Raw genomic sequence first — 21,543 nt, forward strand, 5'->3', positions numbered from 1 at the left:
TTTCCTTCTTATTATACCCTTTCTGCCCTGATTTCATTAGGGTTCTGCCTGTGCCTTTACAAACAGGAGCGGAAAAATTTTTTTAAATACATTTTCGCTTTTTAAAAGTTAAAAAGTTCTCTTCATTACATTTGATCTTTCCTTTATAATGAATCAGTCAGAGAAGCTTCATTCATACTCTCTCTCTGAGATAAAAATTCACTTCTGAAGGCAGAAGCCGATATATAAATTTGAGGGAGATTAGGGAAAATATGAAACTTTTTGCGCATCCGCTCGTCATATACTCATGTAATTATCGAAAAAACGGGAAGGGAATTTAGATATGCTGCAATTGATGAAACAGCTGTATGAAAAACCCGCTATCAAGTGGACATGTCATACAGGCTTTTATTTGTTGATACTGCTTGTTTTGTTTTTTATGTATGGTTTTCACACCGCGAATACCGGTTCTTATATTTATAACGATTTCTAATTGGAGAGAGAATAACAATGAAACTTTTAGATGCTATTCAAAAACATGCGGAAACTTATCCGCAAACCGAAGCCTTCCGCTCTCAAGGCCAGTCGCTCACATATCAGGAACTTTGGGCACTGTCTGACCGTGCGGCGGCCGCAATCAAAAAACGCGTTTCCGGAGAAAAGGGTTCTCCTGTTCTGGTGTACGGACATATGGAGCCGCACATGATTGTCTCCTTTTTAGGAAGCGTCAAGGCGGGACACCCTTATATCCCGGTTGACTTGTCCATTCCGTCCGAGCGGATTGCGAAAATTATTGAAAGCTCGGGCGCCGAATTGCTGATTCATGTATCTGGTCTTCCTGTTGATATTGACAGCGGGCTGATTCAGACAGTTTCAGCGGAAGAACTGCTGGAAAACGAAGGCACTGTCAGCCGTGATCAATGGGTGACGGGACACGAAACGTATTATATTATTTACACTTCCGGAAGCACGGGCAATCCGAAAGGCGTGCAGATTTCAGCCGCGAACCTTCAAAGCTTCACAGACTGGATTTGCGCGGACTTCCCGATCAACGGAGGAAAAACGTTTTTAAACCAAGCGCCGTTTTCATTTGATTTATCCGTCATGGATCTTTATCCGTGCCTTCAGTCAGGCGGTACTTTACACTGTGTGACAAAGGACGCCGTGAATAAGCCGAAGATCTTATTCGAAGAGCTCAAAAAGTCCGGGCTGAATATATGGACATCAACGCCATCCTTTGTGCAAATGTGCCTGATGGACCCTGGATTTTCACAAGATCTGCTTCCTGAGGCGGACACATTTATGTTTTGCGGAGAGGTTCTCCCGGTTTCTGTAGCCGAATCGCTGCTTGAGCGTTTCCCGAAAGCAAGAATCTTTAATACGTACGGTCCGACTGAGGCGACAGTCGCTGTTACGTCCGTTGAAATTACAAATGACATCATCAGCCGGCACGAATCTCTGCCAGTCGGCTTTGCCAAACCAGATATGAACATTTTGATTATGGATGAACAGGGAAATCAGCTCCCGGATGGAGAAAAAGGCGAAATCGTCATTGCAGGTCCGAGTGTAAGCCGCGGCTACCTCGGTGAGCCTGAGCTGACCGATAAAGCGTTCTTCTCTTATGAAGGCCAATGGGCATACCGAACTGGCGATGCTGGTTATACACAAGATGGTCAGATTTTCTGCCAAGGCCGCTTGGATTTCCAGATTAAACTTCACGGGTACCGGATGGAGCTGGAGGAAATTGAGTTTCATGTGAGACAGTCTCAGTACGTGAGCTCAGCTGTTGTGATTCCGTATCAGCCAAACGGAACAGTTGAATATCTGATAGCTGCAATTGTGCCTGAGGAGCATGAATTCCAGAAGGAGTTCCAGCTGACAAGTGCGATTAAAAAAGAGCTTGCCGCTTCCCTGCCGGCTTATATGATTCCGAGAAAGTTCATTTATCAGGATCACATTCAAATGACGGCTAACGGCAAAATTGACAGGAAACGCATCCGCGAAGAGGTTCTTGTATGACGCCTTACAGCTCGTTTCTATTCTTTATATTGCTTGGCATTCTTCTTCTGCCGACCATTATTCTCGGCCTAAACGGGAAAAGATTCCAGGCATACAACATGTTTATATCCATTCTTATTTTGGCTCTGATTTTCTCGCATGACTTACACGGCGTCATCGCCCTGTGTCTGTTTACCATATGGCAGGTGCTCCTGATCAGCGGCTACCTGGCGTACCGGCAGAAAGCGAACAGTGGCTTTGTCTTTTGCTCGGCTGTTATCGCGTCTATTCTGCCTTTATTCTTGTCAAAAATATGGCCGTTTCTTTCTCATCCGCAGCCGCATCATCCGGCGCATAACCTGATTAGCTTTTTAGGGATTTCGTATTTAACCTTTAAAGGCGTTCAGCTGATTATGGAAGCAAGAGACGGGCTGCTGAAGGAACAGCTGCCGCTTCACCGCCTGCTGTATTTCATCCTGTTTTTCCCGACGATTTCTTCCGGTCCGATTGACAGGTACCGCAGATTCGTCAAGGATGAGCAGAAGGCCTGGACAAAAGAGGAATATGCCGATCTGCTGTATACGGGGATTCACAAGATTTTCATTGGATTCCTTTACAAGTTTATTATCGGCTATGCGATCAACACATATTTCATCATGAACCTTCCCGCGATCACGCACAATAAGATCCTCGGGAATCTGCTGTACATGTACGGCTACAGCATGTATTTATTCTTTGATTTTGCCGGCTACACGATGTTTGCCGTCGGGGTCAGCTATATTATGGGGATTAAATCGCCGGAAAACTTTAATAAACCGTTTATCAGCAAAAATATTAAAGATTTCTGGAACCGCTGGCACATGTCTCTGTCATTTTGGTTCAGAGACTATGTATTTATGAGATTTGTATTTTGGATGACAAAGAAAAAGTGGATCAAAAACCGTATGGCTGTCTCAAATATCGGGTATTTCCTGCTGTTTATGCTGATGGGGGTTTGGCACGGCCTTGCGCCGCAATATATCATCTACGGCCTCTATCACGCCGTCCTGATGACGTGTTACAACTTTTTCGAGAAGTGGAATAAGAAATATAAATGGCTGCCGTCCAACCGCTGGACAACGATTCTAGCCATTGTGATCACGTTCCATTTTGTTTGCTTTGGATTTTATATTTTCTCAGGAAAACCATTTCATCACCATCATTAAAGGAGATTAGAAAACTATGGATTTTAAACAAGAGGTATTAGACGTTTTAGCAGAGGTTTGCCAGGATGACATCGTAAAGGAAAACCCTGATATTGAAATTTTTGAAGAAGGTTTGCTTGATTCTTTTGGAACAGTAGAATTGCTGCTTGCGATTGAAAACCGTTTTGATATTCTGGTGCCTATCACTGAATTCGACCGGGATGTATGGAATACGCCTAATAACATTGTAAACCAGCTGTCTGAGTTGAAATAATGAAAAAGCGTTTTTTCGGTCCAATTATTTTGGCGTTTATTCTATTCGCAGGCGCCATCGCAGTTCCATCTTCATGGCTGACTCGTTTTATTACCGATAAACGGGTTGAAGAGTCAGCAACAACCTTAAACCCGAGTATGTTTCAGGGGCTTTATTTACAAAATCAGATGCTCAATGATCCGAAGTATCTTCCGATTTACGGATCTTCTGAGCTTTCCCGGCTGGACGAGTTCCACCCATCTAATTATTTTCAAGTAAACAATGAGGGATTTACGCCTTACCTTGTCGGCAAAGGCGGGTCCCAGTCATTGATACATTCTTTAAACTTCGCTGCCCATATGGATCAGCTGAAGGGCAAAAAAATTGTTTTCATCGTTTCTCCGCAGTGGTTTATTAAGCGCGGGTCTGATGAACAGCATTTTGCGCCGAACTATTCCGCGCTTCAAGGGCTGGATCTGGCATTTAACGAGCAGATCGATCCTGACGTGAAAAAGAAAATGATGAAGCGTATGCTGCGCTTCAAAGCTGTTCAAAACGATGCTGTACTTTCCGAGCTTTATAAGGCGATGGTGAACGGCCAGACATGGAAAGTGAACGCGCTGAAGCCGGCGGCAAAAGTATATTACAAGATGCTCGAAAAGAAAGACCTTTATTATTCAACGACGGAAACCACAGGACCAAAGCGTTATATCTCACAATCCGTGAAGGATAAGTCATGGTCGGAATTAAATAAACTGGCCGATGAATCAGGCAAACGCCACTCCGGGTCTAACGATTTTCACATCGACAATCCTGTTTATAAGAAGCTGAAGCCGAAAGTGCCTAAGCTGAAAGGGAAGAACAAAGGCAGATCGTATGCGAAGTCACCGGAATACGGTGATTTTGAGCTGATGCTTCATATCCTGAAAGACGCGGGCGCAGAGCCTATGTTTGTCACCATCCCTGTTAACGGAAAATGGTATGACTACACAGGCTTCCCGAAAAAAGGTCGCACTGACTATTATGAAAAGGTCAATAAACAGATTAAAGCGAAGGGCTTCCAAGTCGCTGATTTTTCAGGTCATGAATATGACCCTTATTTTATGAAAGATACCATCCACATCGGCTGGAAAGGCTGGGTGTATGTGGATAAGGCAATTGATGAATTCTATAAAACCGGAAAGGTTACTTCATCGTGAGCATCTATTAGGACGCGGCTGCATATTTCCTGCTAAGATTTGAAATAGTAAAGGAATCACAGCCAGCTTGATAAGAGGTGTTACATCAATGAAGATGACAGGCAATACGGTTTTGATCACAGGCGGTTCAGCAGGCATCGGGCTTGAACTGGCCAAACGGCTGCTTGAGCTCGGGAATGAAGTGATCATTTGCGGACGCAGCGAAACGCGTCTTGCAGAAGCAAAAAAAGAGCTCCCAGCCCTCCATACAAAACAATGCGATGTCTCAGACCGCACACAGCGTCAGGCATTGTTTGAATGGGTCCAGAAGGAATTTCCAACACTGAACGTTCTCGTTAACAATGCGGGCATTCAAAAGGAAATCGACTTTAAAAAAGGGACTGAGGAGCTTTTTGTGGACGGGGATGAAATTGAGCTGAATTTCCAAGCGCCCGTCCATTTATCAGCTCTTTTTACGCCCCACTTGATGAATCAGCAGGAAGCGGCAATTGTTCAGGTAACATCCGGGCTCGCGTTTAACCCGTTAGCTGTTTATCCGGTGTACTGTGCAACAAAAGCGGCGCTCCACTCCTTCTCACTCACGCTCAGACACCAGCTTCGCGATACAAGCGTTGAAGTGATTGAGATGGCGCCCCCTATGGTTGACACGGGATTAAATCAAAAATCACGCGATAAGCAAGGTCTGACGTATCGCGGCATTACATCTGAAGAATATGTTCAATATTTCTTAGACGGCTTAAAAGAAGGCAAACAAGAGATTACAAATGAACGTGTCGAAGGTCTGCGGAATGCAGCCCGTGCCGATTACGACAGAGTATTTGAACAAATGAATGCGCAGGAGAATTAAATTCTCCTGCTTTTTCTTATAAATTTTTTACAAATTTGAGCAAACCTATTGCGATTATTTGGTGAAGGTATACAATAGAATATAAAATATTTTCAAATAAGTTTGATAATATAAACAATTTAACAACAGGGAGATTGACCATGACTAAACAAACGATTCGAGTTGAATTAACATCAGCAAAAAAACCAAAACCAGATCCAAATCAGCTTTCTTTCGGAAGAGTGTTTACAGACCACATGTTTGTAATGGACTATGCATCTGATAAAGGCTGGTACGATCCGAGAATCATTCCTTATCAACCCGTTTCAATGGACCCGGCCGCAATGGTTTATCATTATGGCCAAACGGTGTTTGAAGGCTTGAAGGCTTATGTCACAGAGGATGACCATGTTTTGCTTTTCAGACCGGAAAAAAACATGGAGCGCCTGAATAAATCAAATGACCGCATCTGTATTCCGCAAATTGATGAAGAACAGGTTCTTGAAGGTTTAAAACAGCTGATCGCTATTGATAAAGACTGGATTCCGAATGCGGAGGGCACGTCCCTTTACATCCGTCCATTCATTATCGCAACCGAACCTTTCCTTGGTGTCGCGGCATCTCATACGTATAAGCTTCTTATCATCCTTTCTCCGGTCGGCTCATATTACAAAGAAGGCATTAAGCCTGTCAAAATTGCCGTGGAAAGTGAATTTGTCCGTGCGGTAAAAGGCGGAACGGGAGATGCGAAAACCGCAGGAAACTACGCGTCAAGCTTAAAAGCGCAACAGGTAGCAGAAGAGAAAGGATTTTCTCAGGTTCTCTGGCTGGACGGCATTGAGAAAAAATACATCGAAGAAGTCGGCAGCATGAACATTTTCTTTAAAATCAACGGTGAAATTGTGACACCGATGCTGAACGGCAGCATTCTGGAAGGCATCACGCGCAATTCCGTCATTACCTTGCTTAAGCATTGGGGGCTTCCGGTATCAGAACGAAGAATCGCCATTGATGAAGTCATCCAAGCCCATAAAGACGGTGTTCTTGAAGAAGCCTTCGGAACGGGTACAGCAGCTGTTATTTCTCCAGTCGGCGAGCTGATCTGGAATGACGAAACACTGATGATCAATAACGGAGAAACAGGAGAAATCTCCAAAAAGCTGTATGACACGATTACAGGCATTCAGAAGGGTACAGTTCCTGATGAATTTGGATGGACGACTGAAGTCGCAGCGCTCACTGAAAGCAAATAAACAAAAAACGGCCCGAAACGGGCCGTTTTTTTATGCTTCAATTTTGTTAAAGAACTGCGGCAGATGTGTTTTGTGCGCCTCCAGCATTTCATCTAAGATCTGTTTGGCCACTGTGTCGGATGGTACGAGAGGGTTAATCGTCATGGCGAGCAGCGCTGTTTCGTAGTCGCCTGTGACAGCCGCTTCTGCCGCAACACGCTCAAATGATTTGATTTGCTGGACAAGGCCGCGGACAGATACTGGCAGGTCGCCTACGGCGATTGGCTTAGGTCCGTTTTTCGTCATCACGCAGTTCACTTCAACAGCGGAATCATCTGGAATGCTTGCAATCGCACCGTTATTGATCGTGTTCACCGGCTGAATGTCGTGTTTATCATTGTAAATGGAGCTGATGAGATTACACGCTGCGTCACTGTAGTATGCCCCTCCGCGTTTCTCAAGCTGCGGCGGTTTGATCGCCAAATTTGGATCTTTATAGAGCTCGAACAGCTCTTGCTCTACCTTTTGCACTACTTCAGCACGGGTGCCTTCCGTTTGTGATGCTTCAAGCTCATGCTCCAACATTTCTTTTGTTTTGAAATAGTAGCGGTGGTAGCCGCAAGGGATCATGTTGAGTGCCTTTAAGAATTCTGGCTCCCACTCAGCGCCGGAGATGTTTTTCATTGTCATCGCGTTTTTCGGATCACCCATCGCTTCAATGACTTGATCCTTCACGCTGACGCCATCTAAAAAGACGTCCATTCCGAACACCATATGATTCAATCCGGCAAATTGAACCTCTACCCGGTCAACCTCTACATCGAGCGCTTTCGCTACGCCCATTTTCATGCCGATTGGAACATTGCAGAGACCAACAACTTTCTTCAGGTTGGAGTAGCGAAGCAAGGCCTCCGTCACCATACCTGCAGGGTTTGTAAAATTAACGAGCCATGCATTCGGACAAAGCTCCTCGATGTCCTTGGCAATCTCTAAAATGACCGGGATGGTGCGCAACCCTTTAAAGAGTCCTCCCGGGCCGTTTGTTTCCTGGCCGATGACGCCGTATTTTAATGGAATGCGCTCATCCTTGGCTCTCGCTTGCAGCAATCCGACCCGAAATTGAGTCGTCACAAAGTCTGCATCTTTCAGCGCTTCCCTTCTGTCCAAAGTGAGGTGAATGTCAATCGGGACACCAGCTTTTTCAACCATCCGCTTGGCGAGTGTGCCGACAATGTTTAGCTTTTCCTCGCCTTCAGGAATATCAACGAGCCATAATTCACGTACGGGCAGCTCTTCGTACCGTTTGATTAAACCTTCCACGAGCTCCGGTGTGTAGCTTGAACCTCCGCCAATCGTTACAATTTTCAATCCTTTTGTCATATGCTTGCTCCCCCTTGCACGGTGATTTTTTCATATAGCTCAATGAATTCAGCCGCCAAATCCTTGACTGTCATGGCATTCATTAAATGATCCTGTGCGTGGACCATCAGCAGTGTCATTTCTGTTTTTTCTCCGCCCGCTTCACTTTGGATCAGTTCTGTCTGATAATGATGGGCTTTTGATAATTCATCAGCAGCTTCTTGAAGCTTACTCCGCGCCTCTTCGCTATCGCCGTTTTTCGCGGCGGCGATCGCTTCCATTGCGGAGCTCCTTCCGTTTCCCCCGTGAAGAATGATTTGAAAAATAATTTGCTCCATTTTCTCATTCACGCGATTCACTCCTTTCTTTACAAAGCTGCCTCTTTGTCGTCTGAAACAGCAGGCGTTTGAACGAGCTCTAATTCGTTTTCTTCTTTCAGCTTCTGTTTATCCCACATTCTGAAGAACGGGTAGTAGACAACAAAGGAAACGGTGATATTAATGGCTTGCATGACCGCGCCCGATATTTTGCCTCCTGTCGCCAAATAGCCTGAAAAGATCGGCGGCATGGTCCAAGGGACTGCGATACCCGCCGGTTTGGCGACAAGTCCGGTGCTCATTCCGATGTATGTGAGTGTCAGTGTGATGAGCGGCGTGACGATAAACGGAATTAAGAGCATCGGGTTCATGACGATCGGCATTCCAAAAATGATCGGTTCGTTAATATTGAAGACCGCCGGGCCGATCGCAAGCTTTCCGAGCTGCTTCATTTGTTTGCTTCGGGCGCGAAGGAACATCGTGACAACCAGTGCAAGAGTGGCACCGCTTCCGCCGATATTGATCCAGATATCGAAAAATTGCTGGGTGAAAATCTTAGGCAGTTCCTCACCGGCTTGGAAGGCGATCCGGTTGGCATCCATGGCGCCGTACCAAATCGGTGCCATGACGCCGCCGACAATGTTGGCGCCATGAAGACCGCAGGCCCATAAAAGCATTTTGACAGCTTCTGCGATAAGGCTTCCCCCGAGGCTTCCGCCAAGGATGGAGAGCGGCGTCCCCAGTAAAACGCTTACAACATTATGAAGGCTTTCAAAAGGCGTCGCTTCCACAATCAGTCGGGCTCCCCAAATCAGGAAGATGACGGCAAAGCCGGGGATTAAAGCGACAAATGACTTGCTGACCGCTGGCGGAACGCCATCCGGCATTTTAAAAACCATATTGCGTTGAATAATGAGACGGTAAATCTCTGTTGACACCATTGCGATAATCATGGCGACAAACAGGCCTTTACTTCCCATCAGCGATAGCGGAATACCGCCGCTGACCATCATCTCTTTTGTCGAGCCATCCGGTGTAAACGGCACTTGATACGGTGTCGCTAAGAGGAAAGCCGCAAGAGAAATGGCACCTGCCGACAAGGCATCAACCCCGTATTTCTCTGCCAGCCTGTAGGCGATGCCGAATGCGGCGACAAGCCCCATAATTTCAAAGGTGGCGTCAACCGGGTAAGCGAGCTTCTCTGACCAAGCGCTTCCAAACGTTTTTGCCATAAAATCGGCATATCCGGGAATCGGGAGGTTGCCGATGATGAGGAAAAAGGAGCCGATGATAATAAGCGGCATTGTTAAAATGATACCGTCACGGAGCGCCTGCAAATGACGCTGTCCCGCAATTCTTCCTGCTATAGGCATGACCTTCTCTTCTAACAACTGATTGACTTTATTCACATAGCCCGCCCCTCTCTATGACGCGTTTCCAAGCTGTTCAGCCGATTTCAGCACTTCCGCTCCGTTGCACGTCCCATAATGGACTGTGTTAATGACGTCTACCGGAACACCCTTTGATTCACCTAGTTTTTTCAGCTGAGGAAGCAAGTAACGGACTTGCGGGCCGAGGAGCAATACATCCGCTTTATCGATATGATTTTGTACAGAATCACCTGATACTGCCCAAATGGTATAGTCTTTTCCTTGTTCCTGCGCGCTTTTTTCCATCTTGCTAACGAGTAAGCTTGTTGACATGCCTGCTGCACAAACGAGTAATATATTCATGTAAGAGACCCCCTAAGAGTTTGATAGAATTTGTATGTCCTGCTGTTGATAACATCATATTATGAAATCGCTTTCATAAACACTCAAGGTTTTTCCGCAGGAAACGGAAAAAAGGTATATCCAGGCTGTCAGTTTATCGTTTTTTGTCAAACACATCGGAGAGCTCTTGGTATGTGCGGCTTTTTAAAAGCTGGCTTACCGCGGCCGGGTCATCCAAAATGCTGCCGAGCAGTTTATACATGCTTTGCAAATCCGCCTTGTTTTCCTTTTCGACACAAAGCAGGCAGACAAATTGAACCCGTTTATTCTCCCAGTCTATCGGTTTTTTGAGCGTGCAGACGGCCCAAAATGTCGTTTGCGTCTGCGGGACGAGCGGGTGCGGAATGGCCACGAGGTTGCCAAAGCACGTTGGCGACATCTCTTCTCTTTCAAATATAGAATCTATGATTTCCTTATTCGCATAGCCGCCTTCCACTGCTTTCTGACCTAAAAATTGAATCACTTCTTCTTTTGAACGCAGATCCTTCTGGAAAAAAACGAGATCTTCTTTGAGATAGCTGATCGCTTTTTCTTTCTCATCATTGAGGATGGATTCTATTTTTGTAAAATCGGTTCCGCCTAAGATGGTGTTTACCTTCAGTACAGGCACAGGGAGTTCTTTTTTGATCGGAATGGTGCTGACGACAAAATCAATCGATTCGTAAGACATCTGGTCAAGACTGTAATATTCAGCCGTGCCGAGAATATCAATCCGTTTGCCGAAATGGGAGCGAAGTTTTTCCCTCAGAAGCTGGGCGCTTCCCGCACCTGATGCACAAACGATGATGCAGCGCTTCGGCGGGCTTTCTGTTTTCTTCCGTTCAATTGCGGCGCCGAAGTGCAGAGCTAAATAACCGACTTCATTTTCATGGATATCAATGCCCGTTTTCTCTTTTATGACGATTCCGGCGATGATTCCGGCCTCAAAGGCGAGAGGATAATTTTCTTTGATTGCTGCCAGCATCGGATTTCTTAGATTCATACCATACCGGTTGCGGGTGACCGCGGGTTTTACATGCAGTGCCAAGCCGATTTTCAGCTCTTGATCATGCAGGATGCCGAGCTTTAATTCTCGATCGACCGCTTCAATCATGGCGGCAGTCAGCCGATCTGTTTCTTCATCAATTGAACATTCGCCGTCCCCGCACTGCGGCTGTGTCATTCGTTTCGTGCCGAGAAGATGCATGGCGATATAAGCTGTTTCTTTTTCCGGAAACGTGACGTCAAGGGCTGATTCCAGTTCTTTCACAATGGCTTCTGCAGTCTGGTATTCTTTTTGATGCAGAATGTGTTCCATATCTTCCGGGAAAAGAGACACATAGTGTTCCGTTCTGATCCGCTTACAGGCGATGGCGATATGAATGATGAGGTTATTCAATCCAAGGTTAGACAGAGGAATCCGGTCGTTTTTGACCTTTTTCATAATAATAGAATGGATGATATCGATTTGTTCCTTCGGCAATATATCAGCCTTTTCATTCAGTAAATCGATCTCTGTTTCTCTTTCATCGACAATGTACTCCGCCATACAATACCTCATCTGCACCTCATCTCCGCGCAGCTTGAAGCCGTAATTCGGGCGTGTTTCCATGACAATGCGGTAAGGGAGCAGCCGTTTCTTCACTTCCTTTAAATCGGTTTGAAGTGTAGATTTTGAGATAAATAGTTCGTCAGCCAGCTCATCCAGCTTGAGATAATGATCCGCCAGCAGCAGCCGTTTCATGAGATATGTAATCCTCTCCTCGGGAATTACCGGCAGTCCCTTTTTCTGATGAAACTCGTCTTGCAGCAGCATTCTAAAGGTCTGGTCGTCATGAATGCGCAGCTTGTATCCCGAGCCTCTTACCGATTGAACCAAAGCGCCATGGGCGCTTATCACATCTTGGAGTTCCTTTATATCATTGCGGACCGTCCGCGTCGTCACATGTAAATGTGCGGCAAATACCGAGCTTGTCACCGGAGCTTCTGCCGCCATCAATAAGCGCAGAATTTCACGAAGTCGCCCATGCAGCATGAGAAAAACCTCCTATCATGATAGATGCAGGAATTACATAAGTAGGCAGAAAGGATGTGGTGAAGGGAAAGCGAAATGTATATAAATTCTATAATGGGGAGAAATGCAAGTCAATGAACATCGGGAGGACAAGAGGGAAAACAGACCCATAAAAAAACAGCCGGAATCAGCCGGCTGTTCGGGATGCGGACATGTTCTTTTGTTTAGACGCCTTGCGGTCCTTCATGATTTTTCGAACAATCGGGTAAATGACCGGCGCCCATTTGATAACGGTTTTGACCATTTTTTTCAAGACTCCGATTCTCCCTTCTTTTTTTCTCAACTATTCCCCAGATCCCCCTTTGCTTAAACATGCTAACGCGATACGTACCTGTTTCCCGTCACCCAGAAACGCCACGGATAATCGCGCGCCTCTCCGCTGTTGTCAATGCCGATCCGCGGGCCGGTTGATATTTCTTCCGGTGTGTACCCACTTTCAATGTAAAGCGGCTGTTCCGTGATCCAGCGTCCGTAGTCATTCATCGTGACGCCAAGGGCTTTCGTTAACTTTCCGGGACCATTTGTCCATTCCCTCGGACGCCGGCCCGGCCTTCTTTCCTCCATTAACAGCTGGCCTTCTTGAGGCTCAATCGCCCTGATTAATACCGCTTGCGGAACATCCTCTTCGGCGGCAACGACGTTCAGCAATGTATGGGTGTGCATCACATACGTATACACACGGCCAGCTTCAGCAAACATAATCTCAGTCCGTTTCGTCCGGCGGTTGTTAAAGCTGTGGGCTGCTCTGTCCCCGGCTCCCATATAGGCCTCTGTTTCCACGATATAACCTGAAGCTGTCCCTTCATCCGTTTCTTTTACCAAAAGACAGCCGAGAAGAGAGGGAGCCAGTTCTAGGGCCGTTTTTTGATAAAACGTGATGGGCAGCGGATTTCTTTTTCTGGTCACGGATGTCGTACTCTCCTTTTTTTGTTTTGGTAATTGTACCATTCCCGAAGCAGCTAAAAAAAAACTTCAGTTTTAAAATTCTTCCATCAAGGGAATATTGTTACTGTTCAAAAAGGAGGATCCATCAATGAAAGATGATCATCAAAAAGAGTATCACGGCACAAATGTCGAAGGCAGTGAGGATGCGCTTTCTCATAAGACATCCGGGAAAAACGAGTCAGAGGATACCTTAACGAACAGACAGGGGCATCCCGTCACTGACAACCAGAATGTGAGAACGGTCGGGAACAGGGGACCAACAACGCTGGAGAATTACGATTTTCTTGAAAAGATCAGCCACTTTGACCGGGAACGCATCCCTGAACGTGTTGTGCATGCCAGGGGCGCGGGCGCACACGGTTATTTTGAAGCCTACGGAAGTTTTGGAGACGAGCCGATTTCAAAGTACACGCGAGCGAAGCTCTTCCAGGAAAAAGGCAAGAAAACGCCGGCATTTGTCCGTTTTTCTACGGTCAATCACGGAAAACATTCACCTGAAACCTTACGGGACCCCCGCGGTTTTGCCGTTAAGCTTTATACCGAAGACGGAAACTGGGATTTGGTCGGGAACAACCTGAAAATCTTTTTTATTCGAGATCCGCTGAAGTTCCCGGACCTTGTACACGCGTTTCAGCCTGACCCGGTGACCAATATCCAAGATGGTGAACGTATTTTCGACTTCATTTCTCAATCTCCTGAAGCGACACATATGATCACATTCTTGTTTTCGCCTTGGGGCATTCCTGCCAACTACCGGCAAATGCAGGGTTCAGGCGTTCACGCCTACAAATGGGTGAATGAGGAAGGCAAGGCCGTTCTTGTAAAATACCATTTTGAACCGAAACAGGGCATCCGCAACCTGACACAGAAGGAAGCGGAAGAGATTCAGGGGAAAAACTTCAACCACGCGACACAGGATTTGTATGAAGCGATTGAAAACGGCGATTATCCGGAGTGGGAGGTTTATGCCCAAATCATGAGTGATGACGAGCATCCGGAGCTCGACTTTGATCCGCTTGATCCGACTAAGCTGTGGTATAAGGATGATTTCCCGTGGAAGCCGATCGGCAAATTAGTGTTAAACAAAAACCCTGAGAATTACCATTCTGAAGTAGAACAGGCTTCATTCGGTACAGGGGTCCTTGTCGACGGACTTGATTTTTCTGATGACAAATTGCTTCAAGGCCGGACGTTTGCCTATTCCGATACGCAGCGGTACAGAGTTGGCGCAAACTACCTGCAGCTGCCAATCAACTCACCGAAAAAACACGTCGCGACCAACCAGCAGGGGGGTCAAATGCAATACCGCGTGGATATCGGCGAAGGTCAAAATCCGCACGTCAACTATGAACCGTCTATTATGGGCGGACTAAAGGAAGCAAACCAGCAGGCAAAAGACCATACCCCGCATGTCGAAGGCGACCTGAAGCGGGAAGCGATTGACAGAACGAACAATTTCGGACAAGCCGGTGAAACGTACCGGAGATTTACTGAGTTTGAGCGTACTGAACTCATCACAAATCTGGTCAATACGCTTTCAACCTGCAGAAAAGAAATTCAGGAGCAAATGATTGAGAATTTCACAAAAGCCGATCCGGACTACGGAAAACGCGTGGCGGAAGGGCTGAAAAAGGCTTCAGAAAATAACAGCAACGGACCGGTTGGCACGACAGAAACGGCTCAAGCCGTCGAGCAGGCCGAACAGGAAAGCCATCCGTCTGATCCGTATTAACACCAAGAACAGGACTTTTTTGAAGTCCTGTTTTTTCAATTCTCTATTGAAACGTTTCCACAAATTGTGTTGTACTGGAAGGAAAGAGGTGGTGAGAGCATGGAAATTCAGCAGCCGCTGATTCCTCAGCAAAAAACAATCGGCACTTTAGATCACGCCGTTTTCTTATGCATGGTATTTTGTTTTTGGTTTTCGGGCTATATTTACGTTCCTGTTTTCAGCCTGTATTTGGAGGACCTGCACTTTTCATACGGAGCAATCGGCATGATTCTCGGAAGCTACGGGGTGACCCAAATCCTGCTGCGGTTCCCGCTTGGGGTTCTGTCAGAAATTCTTTTTTCCCTGCGTAAGCCATTGTTAATTGCCGGCTTTGGATGTTCCATTCTCAGCAGCGTGCTTTTTCTTGCGTTTGATTCTTTTTTCTTCGTCCTGACCGCCCGGCTTCTCGCGGGGTTAACAGCATCCATGTGGGTGATGGCAACGATTCTATACGCTCATTATTTCAAAGATGGCAGTGCGTCAAAAGCAATGGGCATTATGCAGTTTTTTACCGTCATGCCTCAGTTTGTCAGCATTGTGTTCTGCGGGCTTGCAGCAGCGCATTTAGGCAGGCAGGTTCCGTTTTGGATGGCACTGGCTGCCTCGTGCGTCGGCCTTGTGATATGCTGCTTTATTAAAGATCCGTCCGTTTCTCCTGGGCAACGTAAGGCTCTCCGTATAACGCAATACATCAAAGAAACATTGCGGCTGCCGAAGCTGAAGCTTTTCACGATTCTATCTATGACAGCTCATGCCGTGCTATTTATGACGGTGTTTGGTTTTACGCCGCTTTATACAAATCAGCTCGGAATGGGGGACATCGAACTGCTTTGGGTGATGAGCGCCTTTTTTCTCCCTCATGCAGCGGCTACCCTGAGCTTTTTGTTTTTGCGTTTTACCGGAAGAATCGCCTATGGCACCATGCTGATTTGTTTTGCTGTCATTGGAGTCTGTTTGATGTTCGTCCCTTTTTCAGCTTCATTGTCCACGGTTTGCATGACCCATGCTTTCATCGGTCTGGCGCTTGGCTTTGTGTTTCCCCTATTGTTAAGCCGGGTCGTCGATATCAGCTCAGCTCGTTTAAAAATGTCAGCCATGGGTTTTTATCAATCGTTTTATGCGCTGGGCATCTTTATCGGCCCCCTTCTCGCCGGAAAAATCGCACAGGTTTTCGGTTTGGCAGAGGTATTTTATGGAGCGGGATTGATGGCATTTTCCGCTTTGTTGATGATGCTGGCCACAAAGCGAAAAATGATCGGTTAATAGCTTTCATACTGCCGGAAGCGCCACACAGAAAAAATGGCCAGAAGCATGATGCACAGAATGGAGAATGTGAGCGACCATCCGAAAAAGTCCGCCCGCTCTCCATGAAGCAGAATATGCTCCGCCTGCTTGCAAAGCTCAGCCGGCAGCCATTTCGCACCATCAGGAAAAAGCGAGACAGCAAAGGAAACGGCAGCAGTCAGCCCAATTCCGGCTGCCGCGGCTGCTCCGAGAGACCGAAACATCACGCTTCCGGCTAGCCCTGCAGTAACAATAAACATCATCCAAAGAGAGTAGAGGCCGAGGCTTGCTGCAAAGCGGCTGAATGATGCGTGTTCAAACAAGATCCGGACGTAATAATAAGAAAGTCCGTACCCAGCTGCAAACGACGCGATTCCGATCATGCTTTGGGTGATCCATTTGTTCAATATATACTGGGCTGCCGTCACAGGCCGTGACATGATCAGTGCCGTTACACCTTGATTTCTTTCATTCGCCACACTGCCCATGACACTGAAGATGATCAGCGCCATGCCAAGCGTGTTGAATTGGGAAAGCGTGCTCACCATCACCTCAGATCCGGAAGGCATGGTAAAACTGATTTTCATACCGTCTGGAAGGCTCCCCCCATGGGCAATGATTTCCGGCATGTAATAAATGGTCAGCGGCTGCGTCAGCCCCACGATCATCATCGCGATGGGCAGCCAGATCAGCTTGCCGCTTCTCCAGCCTTCCAGCCATTCCTTTTGTAATAGCGTCATCATGACATTCATGCGTGCACCACCTTAAGATAGACGTCTTCGAGAGACTCGGTTTTCTGTTCAAAACAGGTGATTGTCAATCCCATTTGGATACAATCGCTCAGCAATGTCCTGCCAGAGCCTGTATCGCTTAGCTCAAAAACAGCTTGAGACGGATTCTTATAGACAACATGGGATATATAAGGCCTCTCTTCAAGCCACCCCTTCAGTTTCTCTTTTACAGTAAGAGTGAAAACATTCGTTTGATGCTCTTCTTTAAGCTGCTGTAAAGCGCCTTTCCATGAAATCTCACCATTTTGCATGATCACGACTTGATCACACACCTGCTCCGCATCGTGCAAAACGTGAGTAGAAAACAAAACAGCCATATGTTTTTTCAGCTCCCGCATCATATCCAGCACCTCAATACGCCCAGAAGGATCCAGTGCAGATACCGGTTCATCCAAAATCAAAAGCTTCGGTTTATGAAGCAGAGCCTGAGCCAGGCCGAGCCTTTGTTTCATGCCGCCAGAATAACCGCCGATTCTTTTGTTTGACGCGTCCTGCAAACCGACAAACTCCAGCATTTCGCCTATTTTCTCAAGGCTTTTTTTCTTTGAAAGGCCAGACAGTCTCCCGGCAAAGGTTAAAAATTCATTAGCCGTCATCCAGGAATAAAAAGCCGGGTACTGCGGAAGATAGCCAATCATACTGCGATCTGCCTTTTGCTCCCCGTACAGCTTGATCGTCCCGGAGGTAGGTGACAGCAGTCCGGACAGCATTTGAAGCGTTGTGGTTTTACCAGCCCCATTCGGTCCTAATAGAGCGACACACTCGTTCTCCTTGACTTGAAAACTGACATCCCGTACAGCTTGATGATGCCGATATGATTTGCATAATGACTCAATAGATAGCATGCTCGCTCACCTTTGCTTTCTGCCGACGGTAAAAAATAAAATCGGCCCAATAATATTGATGCATATAATCACTGCTGCCCACATCCATTTCGGCCCGTTTGTCCGCTCTTCTTTCACACAGCTGATCAGGGCAAACACTGCCAGCACGGCCTGTAATACAATCAGCGGTACAATCATTTCCCAAGAAATATTCATTAGTTGATCCTCCTATTTTTTCGGTCCGGCCTTATCACAAAAAAGTAATAGCAAATCAGAGGCATCGGCGCTTGAATCAGTCCGACAATTCCCCACACCCATGCCAGACGATCCCGTTTTTTCGCATCAATGAATAAAAAGATGCCCTGTGCCAATACAATCAGATAAGCAAACACAAAAATCGTCAATTCTGTTTGGGACATCAGTGTTTCACCTCACGTTCGCCAAGGTATCGTTTTTTCTCAGCTGCAATCAAAATCGGCAGGACAGCCAGCGCACAGACCTGAAGCACGACAAAAGCAGCGGGAACTTGAGTAAATGCCAGAGTCGCCGCGCTTACCACCATCAGTGCAGAGAACACAAATAAGATAACTTCTTTCAGCACGCTTTTTCTTCGTTCGGCTTTCATTTGTGACAGCTGATCAAGCAATTCTTTTTGACTCGGTATATTCGGGTTGGCGCATTGGTCAATTTTCTGCAATTCCGATTTTAAATGAACAGATCCCTTTTCTTTATTCATCAGTCCACTCCTTTCTGATTTGTTGGAGCCCTTTATGGACTCTGGACTTTACCGTGCCTTCTTTGATATGCAGCATCACCCCGATATCCGCATAGGTATAGCCGTAATAGTGCCTTAATAAAACGGGCGTGCGCAGCTTCGGGTCAAGCTGAGAAAAGAGATCAAGCGTCTCGCTCCACTCGGAGCCTTTCATTGACACGTCCCATTTGATCTTGCGTATCGTTTCCTCTGTAACAGCCTGATTTCGTTTCCATTCTCTCTTTCTCTTTTTCTGGTGATCAAGGTAGAGTCTTGACGCAATAGAGATCAGCCAAGTGGAGAATTTGGATCGGCCTTGAAAACTCCCTAGATGGACGTACCCTTTCAGAAAGGTTTCCTGAACCAGATCCTCGCTGATGTCAGGGTGAAGGGAAAGCTTTAACAAGTATTTGTATAGAAAAGAATAATAATGCTGAAAAAGAGCTGTAAACGCCTCGTCGCTTCCCTCTTTCGCCTGCTGAATCAATTGCTTTTCTTCATTTGTATCCAATGCACGCGATCCCCCCTTTTTTTGTTATCTTGCCTTATGAGACGACACCGGATTCCAAAGCGTTCAATTTTTTTTATAATTCTTTTGATCTATTGACTTCACTGGCTTCTCATTGGTTTTTGTGAGCATCAAAATTTGTAAAGCGAAGTACAGTCTGTTAAGCTATGTTTTTATGTCTATATCAAAATTTCATTATATATGGAGGACGATGCATTGAAAGTAGAAAGGCGAACGATTGAATATATTCCAAATGAAGAAAGACATGGTAAAGCGAAAGATTTATTTCCCGTATGGTTCGGGGCCAATATGCATATCACCACGTTAGTAACCGGTACCCTTCCCGTTGCAATGGGACTTAATCTGTTTTGGAGTGTTGCCGCTATTATTTGCGGAACCTTAATTGGTGCCATATTTATGGCTTCTCATTCCGCGCAAGGACCTCAGCTCGGCATCCCGCAAATGATTCAAAGCCGTGCCCAATTCGGCGTAATCGGAGCGATTCTTCCCCTCTTCTTAGTCATGTTTATCTACCTTGGTTTCTTCGCAAGCAGTACGATTCTGGCGGCCGGGACCTTAAGCAGCTTTGTTCCCATCCCGGGATCATGGAGCATTATAGGCTTAAGCGCCGCATGTTTTTTACTCACCATTTTCGGTCATGATTTGATTCATAAAATGCAAAAAATCCTTTCTTGGACCTCTTTTGCCGTATTTTTTGCTGCAACGATACTCATTTTCCAATTACCGATTCCGGCAGGCAGCTGGGTGCCCGGAACGGTCGACTTGCCCGTTTTCTTGGTGGCAGTCAGCGCAGTAGCGACTTGGCAGCTTGCCTATGCGCCTTATGTCGCCGATTATTCTAGATATCTGCCCATTAAAACACCGGCGTCCAAAACGTTTTGGTACAGCTACGCAGGAACATCTGTCAGCTCCATCTGGATGATGCTGCTCGGCGCGCTGCTGACCACAGCACTTCCTGATTTTACGACAAACTCAGGGACCCAGATTGTGCAATTGTTCGGCCCCTTCTCGTTCATTATGCTGATCATTGTTTTATTTGGCCAGATGGCGATTAATGTCTTTAACTTGTATGGAGCCTTTATGTCCACGACGACTACGCTTGAGCCGTTTCTGAAATTAAAAGTCACACCGAAAATCAGAATCATCATGATTCTTGGCGTCACAATCGTCGGAACAGTCCTAAGCCTTCTCGGGCAAAGCAATTTTATGGAGCTGTTTTTGAATTTTATCTTTTTTATCAGTTATTTCTTAATTCCATGGACGGCGATCAATTTAGTGGATTACTACTTCGTCCGCCATGGGAACTATGAGGTCAAAGCGATGTTTGATGTCAACGGGCCATATGGTAGAGTCAATTGGATCACAACGATTGCTTTCATTCTATCCATCTTGTTAGAAATTCCGTTTATCAATACATCCTTTTACATCGGGCCATTGGCAAAAATGTTTGGCGGCGGGGATATCGCATGGATTATCGGCTTAGCCGTGCCTTCTGTTCTATATTATGTACTCATGAAACCGCGCCTGAAAAAACGAGCGGCTTATCAAGAAAAGCTGTCTTCCCTATGAAGACAGCTTTTTTCATTCAAATCGTTTCCATACACGAGGCAACATGTCAGAGAGCTCGTGGGCGAGCAGCGTATGAGCAGAGTGTTCGTCAGTCCAAAGCTCGGCGCATTCACCGTGCAAGTATACAGCATTTAATACGGCATGTTTCGGGTCTTTGTGGCAGCAAAGCATGCCCAATATCATTCCCGTCAGCGTGTCGCCGGTTCCTCCTTTGGCGAGTGCCCCGTTTCCGGTCGGATTGCTCCAGCAGTCGCCATCGGGAAACGCGATGATGGTTTGATTTCCTTTTAACACGATCACCGTTTGCAGCTGAACCGCCCACTCCTTGGCATATTCCGCTCTTTTGTTTTGTAAGTCTTTCACCGGGACCCCTGTCATTCGGGAAAACTCACCTGGATGCGGCGTGAGGATGACGGGCGCCTCCCGTTTCGGATACGTGCGCTTTGTCAGCGCTCCGGCATCCAAAATAACAGGGCAGTCCATCTCAAGCACATGATCAACGGCCTGCTGCACTCTCTCTGTTTGCGGAAGCCCCGAACCGATCGCAATCGCCCGGTACGTCTCTTCAAGCCGAGAGCCCGCCGCTTTTTCCCAGCCGTCACGCCAATACGTGGCCTCCGGCAGAACCGGAACAATCAGCGGGATCACGCTTTCAGACGTGCCGATGACAAGCTTGCCGAGACCGCTCCGCATGGCACCAAGCCCGGCTAAAAGCGCAGCGCCCGGCATGTCATCGCTTCCCGCCAGCAGCAAAGCCGTACCGTACGTGCCTTTATGGCTCGCTGCATCTCTTTCAGGGAGCGCAGCCCTCACATGCTCTTCCGTCCAAATCGGAACATTCATATCCATACCTCCTCTTATTATCTCTTCTTATTTTTCCTGTACTTCATCCTTTTCAAACAAA

At 46.6% G+C, this 21,543-nt stretch carries 24 protein-coding genes; 10 read left to right on the forward strand and 14 right to left on the reverse strand.

Annotation, left to right across the window (positions count from 1 at the left end):
* Positions 1-322: 322 nt before the first annotated feature.
* From NSU16_RS19210 to NSU16_RS19240, 7 genes are all read left to right on the forward strand, one after another.
* A complete protein-coding gene (locus NSU16_RS19210; RefSeq protein WP_326203925.1) occupies positions 323-472 on the forward strand; it encodes a teichoic acid D-Ala incorporation-associated protein DltX in 150 nt (49 codons plus the stop codon).
* Between the two features lie 17 nt (positions 473-489).
* Complete coding sequence (gene dltA, locus NSU16_RS19215; protein ID WP_339191742.1) at positions 490-1,998, forward strand: D-alanine--poly(phosphoribitol) ligase subunit DltA; 1,509 nt, start codon at positions 490-492, stop codon at positions 1,996-1,998.
* A complete protein-coding gene (dltB, locus tag NSU16_RS19220) occupies positions 1,995-3,182 on the forward strand; it encodes a D-alanyl-lipoteichoic acid biosynthesis protein DltB (RefSeq protein WP_229148499.1) in 1,188 nt (395 codons plus the stop codon). Before dltA ends, dltB begins: the two co-directional genes overlap by 4 nt.
* A gap of 16 nt (positions 3,183-3,198) precedes the next feature.
* Entirely contained in the window at positions 3,199-3,435 is a 237-nt protein-coding gene (gene dltC / locus NSU16_RS19225; RefSeq protein ID WP_003227325.1) for a D-alanine--poly(phosphoribitol) ligase subunit DltC, read from the forward strand.
* Positions 3,435-4,613 (forward strand): D-alanyl-lipoteichoic acid biosynthesis protein DltD, encoded by a 1,179-nt coding sequence (gene dltD, locus NSU16_RS19230; protein ID WP_010332390.1) that lies wholly within the window; start codon positions 3,435-3,437, stop codon positions 4,611-4,613. The genes dltC and dltD overlap by 1 nt, the downstream gene beginning before the upstream one ends.
* Positions 4,614-4,701: 88 nt before the next feature.
* Entirely contained in the window at positions 4,702-5,460 is a 759-nt protein-coding gene (locus NSU16_RS19235; protein ID WP_339191743.1) for an SDR family oxidoreductase, read from the forward strand.
* A gap of 140 nt (positions 5,461-5,600) precedes the next feature.
* Positions 5,601-6,692 carry a branched-chain amino acid aminotransferase gene (locus NSU16_RS19240; protein WP_010332392.1) on the forward strand — a complete coding sequence of 364 codons (1,092 nt, stop codon included), beginning with the start codon at positions 5,601-5,603 and terminating at the stop codon, positions 6,690-6,692.
* Positions 6,693-6,722: 30 nt separating this feature from the next.
* Here NSU16_RS19240 and licH read toward each other — a convergent pair whose 3' ends face one another.
* The 7 genes from licH to NSU16_RS19275 form a co-directional block, all read right to left on the reverse strand.
* Positions 6,723-8,051 carry a 6-phospho-beta-glucosidase LicH gene (gene licH / locus NSU16_RS19245; protein WP_326226122.1) on the reverse strand — a complete coding sequence of 443 codons (1,329 nt, stop codon included), beginning with the start codon at positions 8,049-8,051 and terminating at the stop codon, positions 6,723-6,725.
* Positions 8,048-8,380, reverse strand: a complete 333-nt coding sequence (licA, locus tag NSU16_RS19250) for a PTS lichenan transporter subunit IIA (protein WP_024123334.1) — start codon at positions 8,378-8,380, stop codon at positions 8,048-8,050. The genes licH and licA overlap by 4 nt, the downstream gene beginning before the upstream one ends.
* A 17-nt stretch (positions 8,381-8,397) precedes the next feature.
* Complete coding sequence (gene licC / locus NSU16_RS19255) at positions 8,398-9,756, reverse strand: PTS lichenan transporter subunit IIC (RefSeq protein ID WP_326196511.1); 1,359 nt, start codon at positions 9,754-9,756, stop codon at positions 8,398-8,400.
* Between the two features lie 15 nt (positions 9,757-9,771).
* Positions 9,772-10,080 (reverse strand): PTS lichenan transporter subunit IIB, encoded by a 309-nt coding sequence (gene licB / locus NSU16_RS19260; RefSeq protein WP_010332396.1) that lies wholly within the window; start codon positions 10,078-10,080, stop codon positions 9,772-9,774.
* A 133-nt stretch (positions 10,081-10,213) separates the two neighbouring features.
* Positions 10,214-12,133: a transcriptional regulator LicR gene (licR, locus tag NSU16_RS19265; RefSeq protein ID WP_339191744.1), complete on the reverse strand. Its 1,920-nt coding sequence runs from the start codon at positions 12,131-12,133 to the stop codon at positions 10,214-10,216.
* A 166-nt stretch (positions 12,134-12,299) separates the two neighbouring features.
* The gene (locus tag NSU16_RS19270) at positions 12,300-12,455 is read right to left on the reverse strand and encodes a hypothetical protein (protein WP_010332398.1); all 156 of its coding nucleotides are present in this window, start codon (positions 12,453-12,455) and stop codon (positions 12,300-12,302) included.
* Between the two features lie 32 nt (positions 12,456-12,487).
* Positions 12,488-13,078, reverse strand: a complete 591-nt coding sequence (locus NSU16_RS19275; protein WP_010332399.1) for a DNA-3-methyladenine glycosylase — start codon at positions 13,076-13,078, stop codon at positions 12,488-12,490.
* A gap of 127 nt (positions 13,079-13,205) precedes the next feature.
* On the opposite strand from NSU16_RS19275, the gene katX reads away from it, so the two are divergent.
* Positions 13,206-14,849 carry a catalase KatX gene (katX, locus tag NSU16_RS19280; protein WP_010332400.1) on the forward strand — a complete coding sequence of 548 codons (1,644 nt, stop codon included), beginning with the start codon at positions 13,206-13,208 and terminating at the stop codon, positions 14,847-14,849.
* Positions 14,850-14,948: 99 nt separating this feature from the next.
* Entirely contained in the window at positions 14,949-16,151 is a 1,203-nt protein-coding gene (locus tag NSU16_RS19285; protein WP_339191746.1) for an MFS transporter, read from the forward strand.
* On the opposite strand, the gene NSU16_RS19290 is transcribed toward NSU16_RS19285, so the two are convergent.
* Genes NSU16_RS19290 through sigY form a run of 6 tightly spaced genes read right to left on the reverse strand, consistent with a single transcriptional unit; the run spans position 16,148 to position 19,052 of the window.
* Positions 16,148-16,924 (reverse strand): ABC transporter permease subunit, encoded by a 777-nt coding sequence (locus NSU16_RS19290; protein ID WP_326226125.1) that lies wholly within the window; start codon positions 16,922-16,924, stop codon positions 16,148-16,150. The two genes, NSU16_RS19285 and NSU16_RS19290, sit on opposite strands and share 4 nt — an antisense overlap.
* Positions 16,921-17,808 carry an ABC transporter ATP-binding protein gene (locus NSU16_RS19295; protein WP_339191748.1) on the reverse strand — a complete coding sequence of 296 codons (888 nt, stop codon included), beginning with the start codon at positions 17,806-17,808 and terminating at the stop codon, positions 16,921-16,923. The genes NSU16_RS19290 and NSU16_RS19295 overlap by 4 nt, the downstream gene beginning before the upstream one ends.
* Positions 17,809-17,814: 6 nt before the next feature.
* On the reverse strand, positions 17,815-18,003 hold the full coding sequence (gene yxlE / locus NSU16_RS19300; protein ID WP_024123344.1) for a sigma Y negative regulator YxlE: 189 nt from the start codon (positions 18,001-18,003) through the stop codon (positions 17,815-17,817).
* The gene (gene yxlD, locus NSU16_RS19305; RefSeq protein ID WP_268471794.1) at positions 18,003-18,206 is read right to left on the reverse strand and encodes a sigma Y negative regulator YxlD; all 204 of its coding nucleotides are present in this window, start codon (positions 18,204-18,206) and stop codon (positions 18,003-18,005) included. Before yxlD ends, yxlE begins: the two co-directional genes overlap by 1 nt.
* Positions 18,206-18,523 carry a YxlC family protein gene (locus NSU16_RS19310; protein ID WP_339191749.1) on the reverse strand — a complete coding sequence of 106 codons (318 nt, stop codon included), beginning with the start codon at positions 18,521-18,523 and terminating at the stop codon, positions 18,206-18,208. The genes yxlD and NSU16_RS19310 overlap by 1 nt, the downstream gene beginning before the upstream one ends.
* On the reverse strand, positions 18,516-19,052 hold the full coding sequence (gene sigY / locus NSU16_RS19315; protein ID WP_229148472.1) for an RNA polymerase sigma factor SigY: 537 nt from the start codon (positions 19,050-19,052) through the stop codon (positions 18,516-18,518). The genes NSU16_RS19310 and sigY overlap by 8 nt, the downstream gene beginning before the upstream one ends.
* A 213-nt stretch (positions 19,053-19,265) precedes the next feature.
* On the opposite strand from sigY, the gene NSU16_RS19320 reads away from it, so the two are divergent.
* On the forward strand, positions 19,266-20,639 hold the full coding sequence (locus NSU16_RS19320; protein ID WP_127696338.1) for a cytosine permease: 1,374 nt from the start codon (positions 19,266-19,268) through the stop codon (positions 20,637-20,639).
* Between the two features lie 12 nt (positions 20,640-20,651).
* On the opposite strand, the gene NSU16_RS19325 is transcribed toward NSU16_RS19320, so the two are convergent.
* On the reverse strand, positions 20,652-21,482 hold the full coding sequence (locus NSU16_RS19325; RefSeq protein ID WP_339178885.1) for an NAD(P)H-hydrate dehydratase: 831 nt from the start codon (positions 21,480-21,482) through the stop codon (positions 20,652-20,654).
* Positions 21,483-21,543: the final 61 nt, after the last annotated feature.

The organism is Bacillus sp. FSL K6-1003 (assembly GCF_037964945.1).
In the GTDB taxonomy this organism is placed as follows: Bacteria; Bacillota; Bacilli; order Bacillales; family Bacillaceae; genus Bacillus; species Bacillus mojavensis.

Excerpts from the sequence above, each read along its gene's own strand:
- NSU16_RS19285 (WP_339191746.1), top strand. The coding sequence starts at position 14,949 with ATGGAAATTCAGCAGCCGCTGATTCCTCAGCAAAAAACAATCGGCACT.
- katX (WP_010332400.1), top strand. The coding sequence starts at position 13,206 with ATGAAAGATGATCATCAAAAAGAGTATCACGGCACAAATGTCGAAGGC.
- NSU16_RS19295 (WP_339191748.1), bottom strand. The coding sequence starts at position 17,808 with ATGCTATCTATTGAGTCATTATGCAAATCATATCGGCATCATCAAGCT.
- NSU16_RS19310 (WP_339191749.1), bottom strand. The coding sequence starts at position 18,523 with ATGAATAAAGAAAAGGGATCTGTTCATTTAAAATCGGAATTGCAGAAA.
- licB (WP_010332396.1), bottom strand. The coding sequence starts at position 10,080 with ATGAATATATTACTCGTTTGTGCAGCAGGCATGTCAACAAGCTTACTC.
- NSU16_RS19235 (WP_339191743.1), top strand. The coding sequence starts at position 4,702 with ATGAAGATGACAGGCAATACGGTTTTGATCACAGGCGGTTCAGCAGGC.
- licH (WP_326226122.1), bottom strand. The coding sequence starts at position 8,051 with ATGACAAAAGGATTGAAAATTGTAACGATTGGCGGAGGTTCAAGCTAC.
- NSU16_RS19210 (WP_326203925.1), top strand. The coding sequence starts at position 323 with ATGCTGCAATTGATGAAACAGCTGTATGAAAAACCCGCTATCAAGTGG.
- yxlE (WP_024123344.1), bottom strand. The coding sequence starts at position 18,003 with ATGAATATTTCTTGGGAAATGATTGTACCGCTGATTGTATTACAGGCC.
- NSU16_RS19240 (WP_010332392.1), top strand. The coding sequence starts at position 5,601 with ATGACTAAACAAACGATTCGAGTTGAATTAACATCAGCAAAAAAACCA.
- dltD (WP_010332390.1), top strand. The coding sequence starts at position 3,435 with ATGAAAAAGCGTTTTTTCGGTCCAATTATTTTGGCGTTTATTCTATTC.
- NSU16_RS19290 (WP_326226125.1), bottom strand. The coding sequence starts at position 16,924 with ATGAATGTCATGATGACGCTATTACAAAAGGAATGGCTGGAAGGCTGG.
- NSU16_RS19325 (WP_339178885.1), bottom strand. The coding sequence starts at position 21,482 with ATGAATGTTCCGATTTGGACGGAAGAGCATGTGAGGGCTGCGCTCCCT.
- licR (WP_339191744.1), bottom strand. The coding sequence starts at position 12,133 with ATGCTGCATGGGCGACTTCGTGAAATTCTGCGCTTATTGATGGCGGCA.
- dltB (WP_229148499.1), top strand. The coding sequence starts at position 1,995 with ATGACGCCTTACAGCTCGTTTCTATTCTTTATATTGCTTGGCATTCTT.
- yxlD (WP_268471794.1), bottom strand. The coding sequence starts at position 18,206 with ATGTCCCAAACAGAATTGACGATTTTTGTGTTTGCTTATCTGATTGTA.
- dltA (WP_339191742.1), top strand. The coding sequence starts at position 490 with ATGAAACTTTTAGATGCTATTCAAAAACATGCGGAAACTTATCCGCAA.
- dltC (WP_003227325.1), top strand. The coding sequence starts at position 3,199 with ATGGATTTTAAACAAGAGGTATTAGACGTTTTAGCAGAGGTTTGCCAG.